Annotated in this window: 19 protein-coding genes; 6 read left to right on the top strand and 13 right to left on the bottom strand. The window is 69.3% G+C overall.

Features of this window, described 5'->3' with window-relative positions; all coding sequences use genetic code 11:
• A partial coding sequence (locus FIF60_RS20065) for an Ada metal-binding domain-containing protein (RefSeq protein ID WP_275426727.1) occupies positions 1-266 on the bottom strand: 266 nt, incomplete at its 3' end.
• A gap of 361 nt (positions 267-627) precedes the next feature.
• Between FIF60_RS20065 and FIF60_RS20060 the strand changes: the two genes are divergently transcribed.
• Both FIF60_RS20060 and FIF60_RS20055 read left to right on the top strand, forming a co-directional pair.
• On the top strand, positions 628-1,296 hold the full coding sequence (locus FIF60_RS20060; RefSeq protein WP_144300071.1) for a PEP-CTERM sorting domain-containing protein: 669 nt from the start codon (positions 628-630) through the stop codon (positions 1,294-1,296).
• Positions 1,297-1,547: 251 nt separating this feature from the next.
• Positions 1,548-2,243, top strand: coding sequence for a PEP-CTERM sorting domain-containing protein (locus FIF60_RS20055; RefSeq protein WP_158639320.1), 696 nt, complete (start codon positions 1,548-1,550; stop codon positions 2,241-2,243).
• A 90-nt stretch (positions 2,244-2,333) separates the two neighbouring features.
• On the opposite strand, the gene FIF60_RS20050 is transcribed toward FIF60_RS20055, so the two are convergent.
• Entirely contained in the window at positions 2,334-3,707 is a 1,374-nt protein-coding gene (locus FIF60_RS20050; protein WP_144300068.1) for an esterase-like activity of phytase family protein, read from the bottom strand.
• Positions 3,708-3,839: 132 nt separating this feature from the next.
• Here FIF60_RS20050 and FIF60_RS20045 point away from each other — a divergent pair, with 132 nt between their 5' ends.
• Positions 3,840-4,745, top strand: a complete 906-nt coding sequence (locus FIF60_RS20045; protein WP_144300067.1) for a LysR family transcriptional regulator — start codon at positions 3,840-3,842, stop codon at positions 4,743-4,745.
• 7 nt (positions 4,746-4,752) lie between these two features.
• Positions 4,753-5,301 (top strand): sugar O-acetyltransferase, encoded by a 549-nt coding sequence (locus FIF60_RS20040; RefSeq protein WP_144300066.1) that lies wholly within the window; start codon positions 4,753-4,755, stop codon positions 5,299-5,301.
• Here FIF60_RS20040 and FIF60_RS20035 read toward each other — a convergent pair.
• From FIF60_RS20035 to FIF60_RS19995, 9 genes are all read right to left on the bottom strand, one after another.
• Positions 5,240-6,085, bottom strand: a complete 846-nt coding sequence (locus FIF60_RS20035; RefSeq protein ID WP_144300065.1) for a PEP-CTERM sorting domain-containing protein — start codon at positions 6,083-6,085, stop codon at positions 5,240-5,242. The two genes, FIF60_RS20040 and FIF60_RS20035, sit on opposite strands and share 62 nt — an antisense overlap.
• Before the next feature lie 104 nt (positions 6,086-6,189).
• On the bottom strand, positions 6,190-6,732 hold the full coding sequence (locus FIF60_RS20030; protein ID WP_144300064.1) for a tetratricopeptide repeat protein: 543 nt from the start codon (positions 6,730-6,732) through the stop codon (positions 6,190-6,192).
• A gap of 10 nt (positions 6,733-6,742) precedes the next feature.
• Positions 6,743-8,095: a glycolate oxidase subunit GlcF gene (gene glcF / locus FIF60_RS20025; protein WP_144300063.1), complete on the bottom strand. Its 1,353-nt coding sequence runs from the start codon at positions 8,093-8,095 to the stop codon at positions 6,743-6,745.
• Positions 8,096-8,117: 22 nt separating this feature from the next.
• Positions 8,118-8,426, bottom strand: coding sequence for a hypothetical protein (locus tag FIF60_RS20020; protein WP_144300062.1), 309 nt, complete (start codon positions 8,424-8,426; stop codon positions 8,118-8,120).
• Between the two features lie 40 nt (positions 8,427-8,466).
• Positions 8,467-9,687: an FAD-binding protein gene (locus FIF60_RS20015; RefSeq protein WP_239451731.1), complete on the bottom strand. Its 1,221-nt coding sequence runs from the start codon at positions 9,685-9,687 to the stop codon at positions 8,467-8,469.
• On the bottom strand, positions 9,680-11,104 hold the full coding sequence (locus FIF60_RS20010; protein ID WP_144300061.1) for an FAD-linked oxidase C-terminal domain-containing protein: 1,425 nt from the start codon (positions 11,102-11,104) through the stop codon (positions 9,680-9,682). Before FIF60_RS20010 ends, FIF60_RS20015 begins: the two co-directional genes overlap by 8 nt.
• A gap of 181 nt (positions 11,105-11,285) precedes the next feature.
• Entirely contained in the window at positions 11,286-11,411 is a 126-nt protein-coding gene (gene ykgO, locus FIF60_RS20005; protein ID WP_144300060.1) for a type B 50S ribosomal protein L36, read from the bottom strand.
• A 98-nt stretch (positions 11,412-11,509) separates the two neighbouring features.
• Positions 11,510-12,445 (bottom strand): hypothetical protein, encoded by a 936-nt coding sequence (locus tag FIF60_RS20000; RefSeq protein WP_144300059.1) that lies wholly within the window; start codon positions 12,443-12,445, stop codon positions 11,510-11,512.
• Positions 12,446-12,496: 51 nt separating this feature from the next.
• Positions 12,497-12,856, bottom strand: a complete 360-nt coding sequence (locus FIF60_RS19995) for a cupin domain-containing protein (protein WP_144300058.1) — start codon at positions 12,854-12,856, stop codon at positions 12,497-12,499.
• A 59-nt stretch (positions 12,857-12,915) separates the two neighbouring features.
• On the opposite strand from FIF60_RS19995, the gene FIF60_RS19990 reads away from it, so the two are divergent.
• A complete protein-coding gene (locus tag FIF60_RS19990) occupies positions 12,916-13,542 on the top strand; it encodes a hypothetical protein (RefSeq protein WP_144300057.1) in 627 nt (208 codons plus the stop codon).
• A 3-nt stretch (positions 13,543-13,545) separates the two neighbouring features.
• Here FIF60_RS19990 and acdA read toward each other — a convergent pair whose 3' ends face one another.
• Entirely contained in the window at positions 13,546-14,766 is a 1,221-nt protein-coding gene (gene acdA, locus FIF60_RS19985; protein WP_144300056.1) for a 3-sulfinopropanoyl-CoA desulfinase, read from the bottom strand.
• Positions 14,767-14,934: 168 nt separating this feature from the next.
• Here acdA and FIF60_RS19980 point away from each other — a divergent pair, with 168 nt between their 5' ends.
• Positions 14,935-16,179, top strand: coding sequence for an ABC transporter substrate-binding protein (locus FIF60_RS19980; protein ID WP_144300055.1), 1,245 nt, complete (start codon positions 14,935-14,937; stop codon positions 16,177-16,179).
• Between the two features lie 72 nt (positions 16,180-16,251).
• Here the strand turns inward: FIF60_RS19980 and FIF60_RS19975 are convergent.
• Positions 16,252-16,761: DUF533 domain-containing protein (locus FIF60_RS19975; RefSeq protein ID WP_144300054.1), on the bottom strand; the 510-nt coding region annotated here is incomplete at its 5' end.

The following is a 16,761-nucleotide window of genomic DNA, read 5'->3' as shown; positions in this document are numbered from 1 at the left end:
GCCTGGGCGGTCGCGTCGGCCGGGGCGCGGGGGGCGCAGCGGCGGCAGGCGCGGAACCCCGCTGCCTCGGCTTCGCCCGGCGCATCGAACCGGCGCAGGTTCTCCCGCCGGGGCAGCCGCGCGGGGCAACCCGGCGCGCAGTAGATGCCCGTGGTCACGACGCCGACGACGAAGCGCCCACGGGCGGACGTGTCCCGCGCCGCGATCGCGCGCCAGGCGTCGTCGTCGAGCGGTGAACCGGTCCGGGCAAGCGCTGCGCGTGGCATGTCGGCATCCTCCGTCCTGTGGCGAGGGATGACTAGCCCTGCCGCGGAGGCGCACGCGCGGCCGGGGTTGCGGTCGATGCGTCGGTCATGCGCGCGGCGCGCGGCTCCTGGCCGAGCCACGAGAGAAAGTTACGGCTGTGTGTCAGACTTCTTTACAATCCGGAACGGCATGCCGTCTTGATATTCCTCAAAACCTTGATTCAAAACACATTTCGGAATTGGCATGAGCGTTGCTCAACGAATTACGAACGAAGCGCCGAGCCGGCATTCGTCACCATGGAGGATAATGGACATGAAGAAGCTTCTCCTCGCCACGGCGGCGGCAGCGGGCATCGGCCTCGCAAGCCCCGCGGCCCATGCGATGTACATCGGGGCCACGCCCGGCGCTGGGCCCGGCAATCCGAACAACGTGATCGGCGCGGTCGAAGGCTGGTTTGGTGCCACGTGGTATCTGATCGCCGGCGCGGATACGACGATCGACGTCTATTACCTCGGCAAGGAAGCCGGCGAGACCAACACGTTCACGTTGACTGGTGCACCGGGCTCCATTCCGCCATCCGTGACGGTGTCGACCGCCGGCCGGGTCAACAGCGTTGGTGGTCCGACATCCTCGCTCTTCGGTGGCAGTGTTGATCCGCTGCTGATCGGCTCGACCGACGTCGCCCCGGGGCTGATCGACTTCATCTTCACGTCGACCTTCGGCCCCGGGCCGACGACATCGGTGACCAACGCAGGCAACCAGGAGCCGCCGAACATCCCGAACTTCTTCTCGACGGTGACGACCTGCGACGCCCTCGACACCTGCGTTTTCGACAAGGACATCAACGGCAGCACCGCCAGCGGCGGCAACACGCTGCTCCTCGCGCTCGATGACGGCGGCGCCGGCATCGACGACAACCATGACGACCTCGTGGTGGTCATCAAGATCTCAAACGGCTCGTTCGGCGTACCCGAGCCTGCCACGCTCGGCCTGCTCGGTGCCGGCCTCCTCGGCCTCGGCTTCGCCGCACGGCGCCGCCGCCAAGCCTGACAAAGGCCGACTTACCAACTTGTCGGATGGGGCGGCGTATTATGCGCCGCCCCTTTTCCTTCTGTGAACCTCTGGCCGATGCCCGGACAGATTCGTGTCTGCGAATTTTACAATGTGCAACGTTCTTGACCGTTGTCAAAACTTAATGCATTGAATAGAAGGTCTTTCTGCCTTTGGCATGCCCTTTGCTTAACCCTTCGTGAACCCCGGGTGCCGCGCCTCGGCACTCTCAACCACGGAGGACAATGGACGTGAAGAAGCTTCTCCTTGCGACGGTGGCGGCAGTAGGGCTCACAGCCGCAGCACCGATGGCTGAGGCGGCAATCGGCGTCATCCCGACGCCCGGGTCGACCCAGCCGAACAACGTCATCGCGCCCCTGACGCTCGTCGAGGGCCACTACGGCGTTGACCTGTTTCTGGTCGGCGGCCCCGCCCAGATCACGGCGACGCTGATCGGCTCCGAAGCCGGTGCGACGAACACCTTCGAATGGAACGGCGCGACCATCTTCACGATCGCGGGCACGAGCCCCGGCGGAGTGGGCACGCTTGGCGCGCCGGTCGGCACGAACTCGGTGTTCAACAACGTCTTATCCGGGCTTCTGCCCTTCGCCTTCACGTCGACGGTTCCCAACGGCGACGTGACGAACGGGGCGAACGCCCTGCCGGGGCTCGGCCTCGGCAATTTCTTCGTCACGCTGGCCAACTGCTCGGCCGTCGCCTGCATCGACAACGTCCAGAACGGCGTCACGCCAGGGTCGGGCACGGTGGCCTGGCTCTTCCTCGATGACCTCGGCAACAGCGTCGATGACAACCACGACGACATGGTCGTCCGCCTCGAGATCACGGGCGGCAGCTTCACCGTTCCGGAGCCTGCCTCGCTCGGGCTCCTGGGTGCCGGCCTGCTCGGCCTCGGCTTCGCCGCGCGGCGTCGCCGCAAGACGGCCTGATCGGCCGCACCACCTGCCGGCACCGGCCGGTGTCGGCGATCTTTACAGGGGCGGTGCCTGCCTAGGCACCGCCCCCATTTTCATGTGCCGTCACCGCGCAGCGAGAAGCTCCGGTGCCCTGATCAGGAAGAACTCGTTGTCTGCAGCCCGGTCGAGCCGCCGGCCGCTCGAGAAGGGCAGGTTGTTGTCCACCGCCACCATGATGTGCTCGCCGTCGACGCGCACGACGTTCTCTATGGTGAAGAACGGCACGGTGTAGCGGCCGCGCAGAGGCGGGTTCGCCGCCGTCTCGATCCGCCCCAGCCCCTCGGGGTCCTCGAGGTTCATCAGGTCGATGTGGCCGAGCTTGCGCGCCACGCCGTTCGCGTCCGCCTGCGCGAGGTCGATCAGGTAGACGCGCTTGAACCGGGCCGGATTGGGGAAGCAGTCGGGCCGAGGCTGGTTCGGCGCCGCACAGGCGAGCGAGGGGTCGCCCTCCCCGTCGTCGCGCTCGATCACCAGAGCGCGCGATCCGTCGATCATGTTGAAGTCGCCGATCGCGGTCGCACCCTGCTCGAGCGGGTAGCGCACGCTGCGCCCGGTCCAGCGCCCGGCCTGTGTGTCGAACTCGAGAACGCGCAGGAACCGTCCCTCTGCCTGGCCCTCGGCGTTCAGGATCGGCTTCTCCAGCATCGCCCAGAGGCGGGACCCGTCCGGCGTCACCGCCATACCCTCGTAGCCGCCCGAGCGCGGCACCCGCCAGTCGCGCCCCGCTGCGGCGGGGATCGAGAGCGCAGGATGGTCGGGGCTTCGCAGCACCTCGCCGTCGAGCTCGGTCTGCCAGATGCCGGTGATGCGGCCATCGAGCGTGGCGCGGATCAGGTAGGGGCCGAACTCCTCGCCGATCCAGACCGTGTCGCCGACGACCTGGATCGACTCGGGATCGAAATCGCCGCCCGTCAGGTACCGCTCAGCTGTGCCCTCGTTGATGATACGGAACGGCACGATGCGGTCCGGGTCGCGGAGGAACACGGTCTGCCGCACCGCGACGCTGCCCTGCTGCCAGTTCGGCATCACGCGATGGAAGAACAGCAGCGTGTCGGTCGAGTTCCGCTTGTTGCCGAAGCCGTTGTCGGTCAACGACCAGAAGGAACCGTCCGGCGCGCGGTTCATGGCGAAGCCGGAGAAGCCCTGGAGCGGCTGGCCGATGAACGGGAAGGAAAGCCCGGTTGCCCGGCCGCCATGCGCGGGCCCGGTGTCGCCGGCGACGCTCATCGGCCTCTCGATGCGGAGATTGCCGGGGCCGGCGAACTTGCCGCTCACCCACGCATCGGCGGGAGCGCCGGCCGGCGGGGCGAGCAGGCTCAGCGCAGGCAGCGCGGCGTGGCCCGCGAGCACGCCGCGGAAGGTCTGGTCGGCCGAGGCGGGCGCTGCGGCGAGCAGCGTCGAGGCAAGCAGGGCGGCGGCAAGGCGCGGTCGCGTCATCGGGGGCTCCTCTGCTCCGTGAGTGGCCAGGCACGGATACCGGCGTGGCGTTGCAAGCCGGTGACAGCGCCGTGACGCTTCGGTGTCGTTGCCCTATAGGCAGGCCGGCGCGGCACGGCATACTGCCCCGCCATGGCAGACACGCTCCGCACCCTCGACCTGAACCTGCTCACCGTCTTCGCCACGATCATGGAGGAGCGCTCCGTGACGCGGGCAGGCGAGCGGCTCGGACTTTCCCAGCCCGCCACCTCCGGCGCGCTGGCGCGGTTGCGCGACACGTTCCGCGACCCGCTATTCATCCGCACGGGCCGAAGCTTCGAACCGACCGCGCGCGCGCTCTCGCTCATGGAGCGCCTCGCCCCAGCGATGGCGGCGCTGTCGGAGGCCGTGGCACCGGCCGTGCCGTTCGACCCGGTGACGGATGCGCGCGATTTCCGCATCGCGAGCCAGGACGACATCGCCATCGCCCTCCTGCCGCGGCTGATGCCGATCCTCGCCGCAGAGGCGCCGCACTGCACGCTGACGGTCCGCCGCGGCGATTGGAAGACGATCCCGCAGCAATTCGAGAGGGCGGAGGTGTCGGCAGCGATCGGCTTCATTGCCGACGACCTCCCCGCCAACGCCAAGCGACGCACGGTGCTGAGCGGCCATTTCGTCGTCCTCCGCGCCGACAGTGACCCCAACCCGATCACCCTCGATGCCTACTGCGCGCGGCCGCATGTTCTCGTCACGCCTGCGGGCGATCTCAAGGGCGTGGCCGACCAGGCCCTCGCCAAGCTCGGCCGGGCGCGGCGCGTTGTGCTCGGCGTGACCGATTTCGGCATCCTTCCCTCCGTGCTCGCAGGCACCGAGCTCATCGCCTCCGTGCCGCATTTCGTTGCCGAGACGCTCGCCGCGCAGGGCGGGCTGCGCGTCGACCCGACCCCGTTCGAGCCGCCGGCAGCGACCATCAGCCTTGCCTGGCGCGGGGCAACCGACGCCGACCCGGGCGAGCGCTGGTTGCGCGGCCGGATCATTGCCGCCCTCAAGGGCGGCTAGGCGCGCGATGCAGAGTGAGAAGGAGAAGATGCTCGGAGGCGCGCTCTACGACCCGGCCGCCCCCGAGATCGTCGCTGACCAGGCCGCCACGAAACGCTGGCTCGTGCGCTACAACGGAGCACTGGCCGCCTCTCCCGACGAACGCCGCGCGCTGCTTGCCGAGCGTCTCGCCCATGTCGGACGCGGCGCGGTGATCCGCCCGCCCTTCCATTGCGACTACGGCTTCAACATCAGCCTCGGCGACGGGGCGTTCCTCAACTTCAACTGCGTCGTGCTCGATGTCTGCGCGGTCACGATCGGGGCACGCGCGCAGATCGGGCCGGCGGTGCAGATCATGGCAGCAGACCACCCGCGCGACGCAGCGACCCGCCGCGCCGGGCTCGAGTTCGGCCGGCCCATCGCGATCGGGGCGGATGCGTGGATCGGCGCGGGCGCGATCATCCTCCCCGGCGTGACGATCGGCGACGGCGCGGTCATCGGCGCGGGCAGCGTCGTCACGCGGAACGTGCCGGAGGGTGCGACGGCGATGGGCAATCCAGCCCGCGTGCGCGGGTGAGCGGCGCTTCCCGGGGCGCGCGCGTCAGGACAAGACCGAGCCCGAGCAGGCCGACGCCGAGGACGATCAGCGCCGAAGGCTCGGGCACGTTGAAGATCAGCTGCACCGAGACGATCCCCGCATCGCCGATGCCGCGCGCGACCTCGCCGGTCACGCTGCCGCCGAGCTCGGTGACGAGACGCACGCTGTCGGGAACCGGGAACAGCGAGGTCGCGTCAGATCGCGGATGGTCGGCGCACAGCTCCGGGCCGGATCCGGTGATGCCCTCGCAGGTCACCTCGAGCGCGTTGCCGTAGCCGAGGAACGTGGTCCGTCCCGAGAACTCGACCGCGTATTGGCCGATGCTGTTGTCGAAGTATCGCAGCACCATGTCCACCCTGCTCACCCCTAGCCCGGGAGCGAGCGCGTCAACGAGCATGGAGAAGCTGTCGAGGAAGCTTGTCGGGATGGTCGCGGGGGGGAAGGAGAATCCCCACGGGTTCAGCGTCTGATCGAGCGGAACGATCAGCAGCGAGGCCCGCGGTCCCGACCCCGGGGCATCGAGCGGCAGCACGAGGCTCGTCTGGTTCTGGAAGAAGAAGCCCGAGAAGCGCAGGTCATTGACGGTGATCGAGGCGCCGAGGTTCAGCTCTTCCGACGTGCAGGAGACGCCCACGTTCGCGCAGCCGACCGTTGCGATCGATGCCTGCGCGCCGGGTGATAGCAGCAGCAGCGCCGAGGCCGCCACGATGCCGCGGAGACCCGACGGCACCGCGCCAAGGAAGGTGGTTCGACCCTGGTCCATGGCTCATTCCCCCTCCCGGCAATGAGCTCACATGGCGCCAGGCACGCGCAAGCAGAACGTTCCGGATGCTTGACGTAAGGCAAGTCCTGCGGGGGCGCGCGCCGTCAGCTCTCCTCGCCGAGAGCCCGGCGGCGGAGTTCCTTCAGCCTGGCCTCCGAGCCTGCCATGCGCGGGTTGATCGCGAGCGCCCGCTCATAGGCGCGCAGCGCGCCGACATGGTCGCCACGCGCTTCCTGGATGTGCGAGAGGCCGGCGAGCGCGCCGAAATGCCGCGGCTCGCGCGCAAGCGTCTCCTGGATGTCCTTCACCGCGCTGTCGTAGTCGCCGAGCAGGTAGTAGGCGGTCGCGCGCTTGTTCCAGCCCTCCGCCATGTCCGGCGCGAGCGCGATCACCGCGTCGAAATCCTCCACCGCATCGGCGAGCGAGCGCGTCTCGAGATGGCGGAGCCCCCGCCGCATCAGGAGCTGCACCGCGGGGCTGCCTGCCTGCATCCAGGCCTGCCAGATCTGCGCCTCCACGGCATGGGCCGAGGCATCATCTGGTGCGACCTTCAGCGCCTCGAAAAGCTGGTCGAGCGAGAGCTGGCGGCGCGACTGCGCGAGCACCGGTGTGGCGGCGAGGGAGAACAGGAGGGCGCGGCGAAGCATGTCCCGAGCATCACGCCGCTGGCGCGGGTTCCGCAAGTGCCGCCTGCGTGACCGCCTGGTGACCGGCCAGCTCCGCCGGAACCGGCCCGCCCGCCATCCAGTCGAGCAGGAGCACAGAGTGGATCACCGGCACACCGCCGCCGGAGAGCTGGGTGATGCAGCCGATATTGCCCGTCGCCACGACGTCGGGCCTGGTGCGCGCGATATTGCCGAGCTTGCGCTCGCGCAGCCGGCCGGCGATCTCGGGCTGCAGCAGGTTGTAGGTGCCGGCGCTGCCGCAGCAGATGTGCCCCTCCGGAACGTCCGCCACCCGGAAGCCCGCACGGGCAAGCAGCGCCTTCGGCAAGGTGGTGAGCTTCTGGCCGTGCTGCATCGAGCATGCCGAGTGGTAGGTGACGCGCAAGGCAGGGGCGCGGCGTGTCGGCGCATAGCCCACCATCTCCAGCACCTCGGTGATGTCCTTCGCCAGCGCCGAGACGGCCGCGGCGCGCTCGGCCCACTCGGGGTCCTCGCGCATCATGTAGCCGTAGTCCTTCACCGTCGTGCCGCAGCCCGAGGCATTGATCACGATCGCATCGAGCCCGCCACGCGCGATCTCCGCCGTCCAAGCGGCGACGTTGCGCTTCACCGAGGCGATGGCGGGGTCATGCATGCCGAGGTGATGCGTCAGCGCGCCGCAGCAGCCCGCCCCCTCCGGCACCACCACCTCGACGCCGAGACGGGTGAGAAGCCGAACCGTCGCCTCGTTGATCTCGGGCGCGAGAACCTGCTGCGCGCAGCCGGCAAGAAGTGCGACGCGGAACCGGCGCTCGCCTTGGGCGAGATGCGTGCCCGGCCGCTCGATCGGGCTCGGCGAGGGAACGCGCGCGGGGGCGAGGCGGAGCATCGCGCGGAGCCGTTGCGGGAGCGCACCGCTGCCCGGAATGAGCCCCGCAAGCGGCCGGCCGAGCCGCGCGGCGTTCACCGCGAGCCGGAACAGCCCGACGCGCGGCAGGATCGCTGCGAGAACACGCCTGATCGTCCTCTCCGGAAGCGGGCGCTCGAACGTCTCCTCCACATGCCTGCGCGCATGGTCGATCAGGTGCATGTAGTGGACGCCGGAGGGGCAGGTCGTCATGCAGGAGAGGCAGGAGAGGCAGCGGTCGATGTGCGTGACCACCTCGGCCGTCGCGGGGCGGCCGTTCTCCAGCATGTCCTTGATCAGGTAGATGCGGCCGCGCGGGCTGTCGAGCTCGTCGCCGAGCAGAAGGAAGGTCGGGCACGTCGCGGTGCACATGCCGCAATGGACGCAGGTGCGGAGGATGCGGTTCGCCTCCGCCGTGTCGGCGTCGCGAAGCTGCTCCTCGCTGAAGGTGGTCTGCATCCCGTGCCCCCTGGCCCCGCGCTCAGCCGCTCTGCTTCGCGCTTGCGTGCGGCAAGGCGAGCAGCACGAAGGCGATGCCGAGAAGCACGAAGTTCATGCCGTAGATTCCGAGGAACATCGTGAAGCTCTCGGTGCGGAAGAGCTCGCCCGAGGCAATGTCCCAGACGAGGCCGGCAAGCGCGAGGAAGCCGAACACGAAGGCGAGCCCGTCGCGCGCCCACTCCGCGCGGGAGCGGGAGCCGGCGTGCAGCACGTCGAGGAACAGAAGCGTCAGGCCCGTGAAGCCGAGCGCGAGCACGGGCAGAAGAAGAAGGAAGAACAGGATCGTCACCGAGGCCCCCTCATCGCGTACCTTCCGTTGCGAAATCCGATCATATGCCTGCGTAGAGGCGGCCTGGCCCGAGGATTCCCTTCGGGTCGAAGGCTGCCTTCACCTTTCTCGTCAACGCCGCGAGCGGCGCGGGCTCGTCGGGCACGACGGGAAGGGCGGCACGCAGTGGCGCCGGCGCACGCATCGTCCAGAACACGCCGTTCGCCTCGGCCGCGGCCGCCATCACCGCGCGCTGCGAGGCTTCCGTTCCGTCGCCCGCTGCCCAGACGAGCCCGCCACCCCAGTCGAGGAAGCCGCGCAGGCCCGCCGCTTCGAGTGCGGCGAGAACGCGCGGCCCGGCGGAGGGGCGGACGGAGATGCGCCACGCGCCCTCGCCCGGCGCCACCGCAAGCGGTGCGGCATCGCGCACGGCGCGCCAGAGCGGAAGCGAGGCTTCGGTGTCGAGCACCTGCGCCGTGCCATGCGCGGCGAGAAGCGCGCGAAGCCGCTCGGTCCGGTAGGGGATGAAGTCGACGAATTCCTCGACGCGCAGGAGCGTCGCCGGTCCTCCGGGGCCGAGCAGCCGACCCGGAGCCGGCAGATGCGCGGCACCGGTGACGCCGAAGGGAGAGCCGAGGCCCGCCGACAGCGCAGCCACCGCCGCGTCCGGCGCGAGGCCGCGGAGCACGAGCGTTGCCGTCGCTTCCGGTGCCGGCATGACCTTCACGGTCACCTCCGTCAGCACCGCGAGCGTGCCGCGGCTTCCGGAGAGCAGCTTGCAGAGATCGAGGCCGGTGACGTTCTTCAGCACACGCCCGCCCGAGGTGATCACCTCTCCCGTGCCGTTCACCGCGCGGATGCCGAGCACCTGGTCGCGCAAGGCACCGAGCGCGATCCGCCGCGGCCCGGAGAGGTTGCACGCGACGGCCCCGCCGATCGTCGGCGGCCCCTCGGCCGCGCCGTCCTCGCCACACAGCGCGGAGAGGTCGGGCGTCTCGGAGACGATGTGCTGGCCCTTCTCCGCGAGCCGAGCCTCGACCTCCGCGACCGGCGTGCCCGCGCGCGCGGAGAGAACCAGCTCCGCGGGTGAGTAGAGCGTGATGCCCGTCAGCGCGCGCGTGCTGACCGCAGCGGAGGCCTGCACCGGGCGGCCGACGCTCGCCTTCGTCCTGTTGCCCCAGATGGCAAGCGGCGTCGCCGCCGCATGCGCGGCAGCGACGCGTGCCGCAAGCGCCGCCTCGTCCGCCGGCGCCTCCATTCCGCTTGTCAGGGCCTCAGGCATGCTCGAGCGGGAACACCTTGTGCGGGTTGAGGATCCAGCCCGGGTCGAAGGCGGTCTTGATGCGCTTCTGCTGCGCGAGGTCGACCGGGCCGAACTGCGCGGTCATCAGGTCGCGCTTCTCGATCCCGACGCCGTGCTCGCCGGTCAGGCAGCCGCCAAGCTCGACGCAGAGCTTGAGGATATCCGCCCCGAGCGCCTCGGCGCGGGCGAAGCTGTCCGCGTCGTTCGCGTCGAACATGATCAGCGGGTGGAGATTGCCATCGCCCGCGTGGAACACGTTCGCGACCTGAAGCCGGTAACGTTCCGCTAGCGCACCGATCCCGCGCATCGCCTCGGGCAGCCGCCCCGGCGGGATCGTTCCGTCCATGCAAAGGTAGTCGGGGCTGATGCGGCCCACCGCGCCGAACGCGCCCTTCCGCCCCTTCCAGATCGCGGCACTCTCCTCCGCCGTTCGGGCGATGCGCATGGTGCTCGGCCCATGGCGGGCGCAGATCGCCTGGAGCTTCGCGAGCAGCGCGTCCTGCTCCTCCTCCGAGCCCTCGACCTCAATGATCAGGAGCGCCTCGGCATCGAGCGGGTAGCCCGCATGCGCGAAGGCCTCGCAGGCATGGATGCAGGGCCTGTCCATGAACTCGAGCGCTACGGGAATGATGCCCGAGGCGATGATGTCGGCCACCGCCGCGCCGGCGACGTCGGTCGCGTCGAAGCCCACCAGCATCGCGCGCGCGCCTTCTGCGGCGCGGAGGATGCGCACCGTCACCTCCGTCACCATGCCGAGCTGGCCCTCGGAGCCGGTGATCAGCCCGAGCCAGTCATAGCCCGCGGCATCGAGATGCTCGCCGCCGAGCTCGACCACCTCGCCCTCGACGGTCACGAAGGTGACGCCGAGCAGGTTGTTCGCCGTGACGCCGTATTTCAGGCAATGCGCGCCGCCCGAGTTCATCGCGACATTGCCGGCGATCATGCAGGCGAGCTGGCTCGACGGGTCGGGCGCGTAGAAGAACCCCTCGCCCTCGACGGCCTTGGTGATGCCGATATTCGTCACGCCTGCCTGGACGCGGGCGAGGCGGTCCTCGAAGTCGACCTCGAGGATGGCGTTCATCTTCGACACGCCGATCACCACCGCATCCTCGAGCGGCAGCGCGCCGCCCGAGAGCGAGGTGCCTGCCGCGCGCGGCACGACGCGGATGCCCTGCTCGTGGCAGTATTTCAGCGCGGCGGCGACCTGCTCGGTCGTCTCCGCGAGGACGACGGCAAGCGGCACGCGCCTGTAGGCGCTGAACCCGTCCGTCTCGTAGGCCTTGAGGCGAAGCGCCTCGGAGATCACGTTGGCCGCGCCGACGCGCGCGGCGAGCGCGGCGACGATCTCGGCGCGGCGCGCGACGATCTCCGCCTTCGGCTCCGGCATCGCGAGCATGTGACCCTCCGCGCGCTCCTGCGTTGCCTCAGAAGTGACGCTTCGGAGCGGCGCGCGCAAGCGCCGCAGAGGGGAAGTGGCGCCAGAAACGACAAACCGCCGCTTGCGGCGGCGGTTTCGTCTGGACCCGGGCGCCGCGCTGCTGCGCGGCCTCAGGCCGAAGCCGATCAGCGCAGACCGATCAACCCTGGCGGACCTTCATCCGCGGGTTCTTCTTGTTGATCACGTACAGCCGGCCCTTGCGGCGCACGAGCCGGTTGTTCTTGTCCCGCGTCTTGGCGGTCTTGAGCGAATTGCGGATACGCATTGTGTCACCTGTCGAAGCCGTCGCGGCGGGACGAGCCGCGGGAGATAGGGAAACGCCCCTTGCCTGTCAACCGCAGCGGCGGCGGTGCTGCCGCGCGATCAGCGCCGGATGGCGTGCCACCGCATCACCTTGAGCCGCCCCTTGCGGATCAGCGCCAGGCGGCGCAGCCAGAGCTCTGCCTCCTGCACCACCGTCATCGCCTGCTGCGGCGTCGGCTTCTGGTCCTGGATGATGCCGAGCAGCTCGCGCCAGCCGGCCACCGCCTGCGAGACGTGCCGGGCGCTGATCTCCTCGGCGATGCGGATGTCGAGGCCGTGCCGGGCGAGAAGCGCCGTTTCCTCCTTCGCGCCCATGAGGCAGGCGGGCGCGCGGTCGAACCGCTGCCAGGCGCGCATCGCGGGGTCACCGGCCTCCGCCGGCGCGTCGCCGAGGGTCAGGTCGGTGATCACCACCTGCCCGGCCTGCTTCACCGCGCCGACCAGCGCCGCGAGCACCGCGTCCTTGTCCTCGACGAACCACAGCGCCTCCTGCACCAGGGCGTGGTGGTAGTAGTTCTGACGGAAGGCGGGCCGCGCGGGGTCGAAGGGTTTCACCTCTGCCTTCTTGTCGAGCTTGGCCTTCTTCGAGAGCGCCTCGCCGGCGGTGACGAGGTCCTGGCACTGCTCGTAGGCACTCACCCAGGCGCCGGAGGCGGTGGTGATCGCGCGCGCCGCGCCGCCGAGCCCTGCGCCGAGGTTGAGAAGGCTGTGCGAGGATTGCAGGCCGAGAGGTTTGGCGAGCCTCAGCGCCTCCTCCTCTCCGCCAGGCCCGATGAACCCCTCGCCCCAGAGAAGTGCCGCGAGGCGGAGGCGCCCCGGCGTCCAGGACCCCGGCGGGTCGGCCAGTGGTGGCGGCGCTGGCGTGACGGCATCTTCGAGACGCGGCCGAGCGGGCGGCGGCGGCGCGCCCTCACCCGCGCGCCCCTCGCTCCGGGCACCCCTGCCTTGGCCGAAAGAGCCGAGCCAGCTCACCGCCTGGGACAGGGCGGATGTCATGCGAGCTCCTGATCCATGGCCCCGGTATGCGGGGCCGACATGGACGAAGCCTTAACGCGACGAAACGGGGATGTTCTCGGCGAACTCGGTCAGCACGTAGCGCACGGGCGCGTCGCCGACGACGGAGGGCTTGTGCCGGTGCGCCTCGCCTGCGGGGATGTGCAGCATGTCGCCCGGCCCGGCCTCGACCGAATGGTCGTCGAAATCGTAGCGGAGCCTGCCTTCCAGCACGAACACGCTGTGGCCGGTGGTGCACCAGTCGGACGGCGGGCCGCCCGGCCGGCGCTCCTGGAACCGGAGCGCGATGCCGAAGCCCGGGAAGTTCGCCTCCTTCACGGAGAGAAGCTTCCCGTCGCCGAGCACAAGCGCGTCCGCGGCGCGGACGACGTAGGGGCTGCTTTTCTGGGGCATAGGGTGCAAAACTCCAAACGCTAGAGGACGAGGTAGCCGGAATGCCCAGTTGGATTTACATGGACTCCGATTCCATTAGTGCCCTCGGGGCCATACTCTCTGGCATAGGCACGATTCTTTTAGTACCCGCAGGATTGTATGCTGCAAACATTTGGAGAAAACAAACGCTCGCTTACGAGAAACGTAGTTCAGCGAAAAATCTACTAGCACACACAACACAATTTGTCCGAAAAATTCAATCTATTAGAACGAATTTTCGCCTCTATCCCGAGGAAAGGAACGAAATTCAGCGGCGAATGGAACATATCCAGAAAGAAGGCGGCGATCGATATGACATGATATATGACGGCGTCCACGACAGATTAAGTCTGTTAAATGATGAAGTTTATACTATTGAGACCCTTCTTCTATCTTTAGAGGTGAATTTACCACGCAGCGAGCGCTCATCAATTCGGAAACAAATCGAACAAATTTTTCAAGAATACGACGAACTTTATTCTATTAGTCGTGAAGTATTTCTTCTCAAGAAATACAACAATGAAGATAGTATCAGAAAGAGACAAGACTTAGTAAATTCGCTAATCGCAATAAACGATCCAGAGAACAAAGCCCAAAAGAATCTCAAGTCTTCACTTGAAGGTCTGGAGAAAAACCTCTGGCCTTACGTCGATATGCGCCGGAACTAACAATCACTCCGCCGCCGCCCGGCGCGCGGCCTGGCGGAGCCAGCCGTCTCGGGTCTGCGGCAGCTTCATGCCAAGCAGGTTGGCGGCGACAAGGTTGCGCAGGATCTGCGCCGTGCCGCCGGCGATGGTGAACATGCGCGCGTCGCGCACCATGCGCTCCATCGGGTTGTCGCGGGCATACCCGGCACTGCCCCAGACCTGCAGCGCGTCGTTGGTCACCTTCACCGCCGTCTCTGCGGCAAGGATCTTTGCCTTTGCCGCCAGCACTGGGTCGGGGAAGCCGTTCGGGCCGCGGCTCCGCGCCGCGCGGTGCACCATCGCCCGCGCTGCGTCGACCGCGACCGCCATGTCGGCGAGCATCCACTGCAGCCCCTGGAACTCGGCGATCGGGCGGCCGAACTGCTCGCGCTGCGTGGCAAAGGCGACTGCATGCTCGAGCGCGCCTGCGGCGATGCCGAGCGCCACCGTCGCCGCACCCACACGCTGGGCGTTGTAGGCGTCCATCAGCGCGCCGAAGCCGCGTCGGAACCCGCCCGGGCTCGGCAGCACCATCGCGTCGGGAATGAAGAGGTCGCGGAACTCGACCACCGTCTCGGGGATGCCGCGCACGCCCATCGCATGCTGGCGGGCCCCGATCACGAGGCCCTTCGGGTCATCCTCGCCCCGCCGGACGGCGAGGAACCCGCCGATGCCGAGATCCTCGCCGCCCTCGAAGGCGCGGGCAAAGATCAAGTGAAGCTTCGACACGCCGCCGCCGGTGATCCAGTGCTTGCGGCCATTGATCACCCAGCCGCCAGGCCGGCGCTCGGCCCCCGTCGTCATCTCCGTCGCGGCCGAGCCGGCCTCGGGCTCGGTGATGCAGATCGCTGGCTTGTCGCCCTCGCCGAGAACGAGGCCGGCGGCGAGGCGCTTTTGCTCCTCCGAGCCATAGGCCATGACGGCGCCGAGCGCGCCCATGTTCGCCTCGACGCAGATGCGGCCAGCGACGGCGCAGCGCCGCGCCATCGCCTCGATGACGAGGACGGCGTCGAGATAGGACGCACCCTTGCCGCCCCAGGCCTCGGGGATCGTCATGCCGAGGAACCCTGCCTCGCGCAGCGCGGCGACATTGTCCCAGGGATAGGCCTCGGTGCGGTCGATCTCGGCAGCGCGCGGGGCGACGACCCGTTCGGCGAACGCTGCGGCGCGTTGCGCGAGGGACTGCTCGGCGTCCGTGAGTTCCATTCTGCGCATCCTCCCGCCCTTGGGCTTCTCCCTGCTTCTAGATCGGTTCGGAGGGCACTGGAAGGTGCGGCGGCCAGGCCACGTGGCGGAGATGCATGATCGCCATGCTGACACAAAGTCGCGAACCGTCTTTCATTCGAGACGCCATCGCGTCATGAATGACACATCATGCGGGGGAGAACAGGGTCGGCGCCGGTCGGGCGGCGCGCTGCCATCGGCGCGCTCGGCTCGGGCGCGCTCGTTCTCTTGTCATTTCCCAGCCGGCCGCGCGCCCAGCGCAGGGCGATCCGTATCGGCATCCTGGTCGCAAGCCTCGGTGCGGACACGGTCGTCCAGCACGGCGCGGAGATCGCCTCAGAGCTGCTCGCCCGGCGTGGCAAGCCGGTGGCGTTGCGCTTCGCGGAGACGCGCGGGGGCCGGGAAGGCGCAGACCGTGCAGCGACGCGGCTGCTCGACGATGGGGCCGATCTCCTTCTCGCAACCTGTGGGGACGAGGAGACCCGCGCCGCGCTCATGGCGGCGGAGCGTCGCGGCGCACCGGTCATCGCCGCCGCCGCCTCCGCCCCGGGACTGACCGACCACGGCTCCCGCCTGCTCCTGCGCACCGCGCCGACTGCGAGCCAGCTCGTCGGCAGAGGCCTCGGCCTGCTGCGCGACCTCTACGCCGCGGCGAGCCTGCCTCTGCCCCGCCACCTCGCCCTCGTGCATGACAATGACGAGACGGGCCACGTCCTCCGCACCACGCTGCACGCGGTGCTGCCGGCCGCGCACATCCCGCTCCTGTCGCACGCAGAGATCGCCCTTGCCCCCGGGCCGGCCGGGCGTGCGGAAACCGGCCGGCTTCTCGCCAAGCTTCGCGAGGCGCAGCCGGAGGTGATCGTCATCGCCGCCGCCGCCGAGGCCGCCTCCTCGGTCGTCGCGACCATCGCCGGCAACGGTGTCCGGCCGGCCGGGATCGTCTCCTTCGGCCTTCCGGGCCTCGCGGTCGAGGAGGTCCTCGCCTTGCCCGGCGATGACGGCGAGGGGCATGTCACCTTCGCACCCTGGCCAGACGCGCGAAGCGCCGTCACCGCCGAGGTGCGGAGCCTCTTCGCCCGGCGCAACCCGCCGCAACGCTTCGAGGTCTGCCAGGGTACGCTCGGCCTGGTGGTCGATGCCGTGCTCGTCGCAGGGGAGGCCGCTTCGCGTCACCCCGGCGCGCGGGGTGCAGAGCTCGCTGCCGCGCTGCGCGGCACGGTGCTCGCCCAGAAGATGATGCGCGGCCCGCCGATGCGGTTCGACGCGCGCGGCCAGAACACGGCCCTGCCCTCCGCGGCGCTGCAGAACCTCGGCGGCCGGCCGCGCGTGGTCCTGCCGCGAGACGGGGCCGAGCAGGCACCCGCCTGGCCGAACCCCGCCTTGGCGAAGGGCTGAACGGCTCCGCCCCGATTAGGTTCGGAGCGCACGACCTTCGGATCGATCAGTTCCAATCGGTCGGGTCGTGCTCTATCCGCCGAGACGCGCCTCGATCGCCTCGGCCGCACGGCGGTCGAGTCCCGCCTGCGTCGCGAAGGCCTCGAGCCAGGCACGCTCCGCCGCCCCGATCTCGCCGGCGCCGAGGAAGGCCGCGGCGTAGATCTGCGCGGCGAGAACCGGGTCGGACGCGCGGGCGGCGATCTCGGCCACCGGGGCTGGGCGGGCGAACTCGGCAAGCACGAGGTCGCGCGCGGCCTGGTCAAGCCCGGCCTGGTCCAGCTGCCCCGCGATCGCCTGACGCTCCTCGGCATCCAGCGTTCCATCGGCCTTGGCGCAGGAGATCATGGCCCGGAGGATCAGGAGCGCCTCCTCGTCCTCCGCCTCCGTCACCGGCTCTGGCTCCGGCGCAGGGGCGGGCTTTGGCGAAGACGACCAGGGGTTGGGCAGCGGCCCCGCGGGCGGGGGCGGCGGCACGTCGGCGGGGCGGACATCGGCGGGGGCACGACGGGTCGGCGCGGGCTGCGGCGGCGCGCCCTGCTG

The organism is Elioraea rosea (assembly GCF_007644105.1).
GTDB classification, from domain to species: Bacteria; Pseudomonadota; Alphaproteobacteria; order Acetobacterales; family Acetobacteraceae; genus Elioraea_A; species Elioraea_A rosea.
Note: the sequence above shows the minus strand (reverse complement) of the source record. Positions and strands in the feature narration are given on the sequence as shown.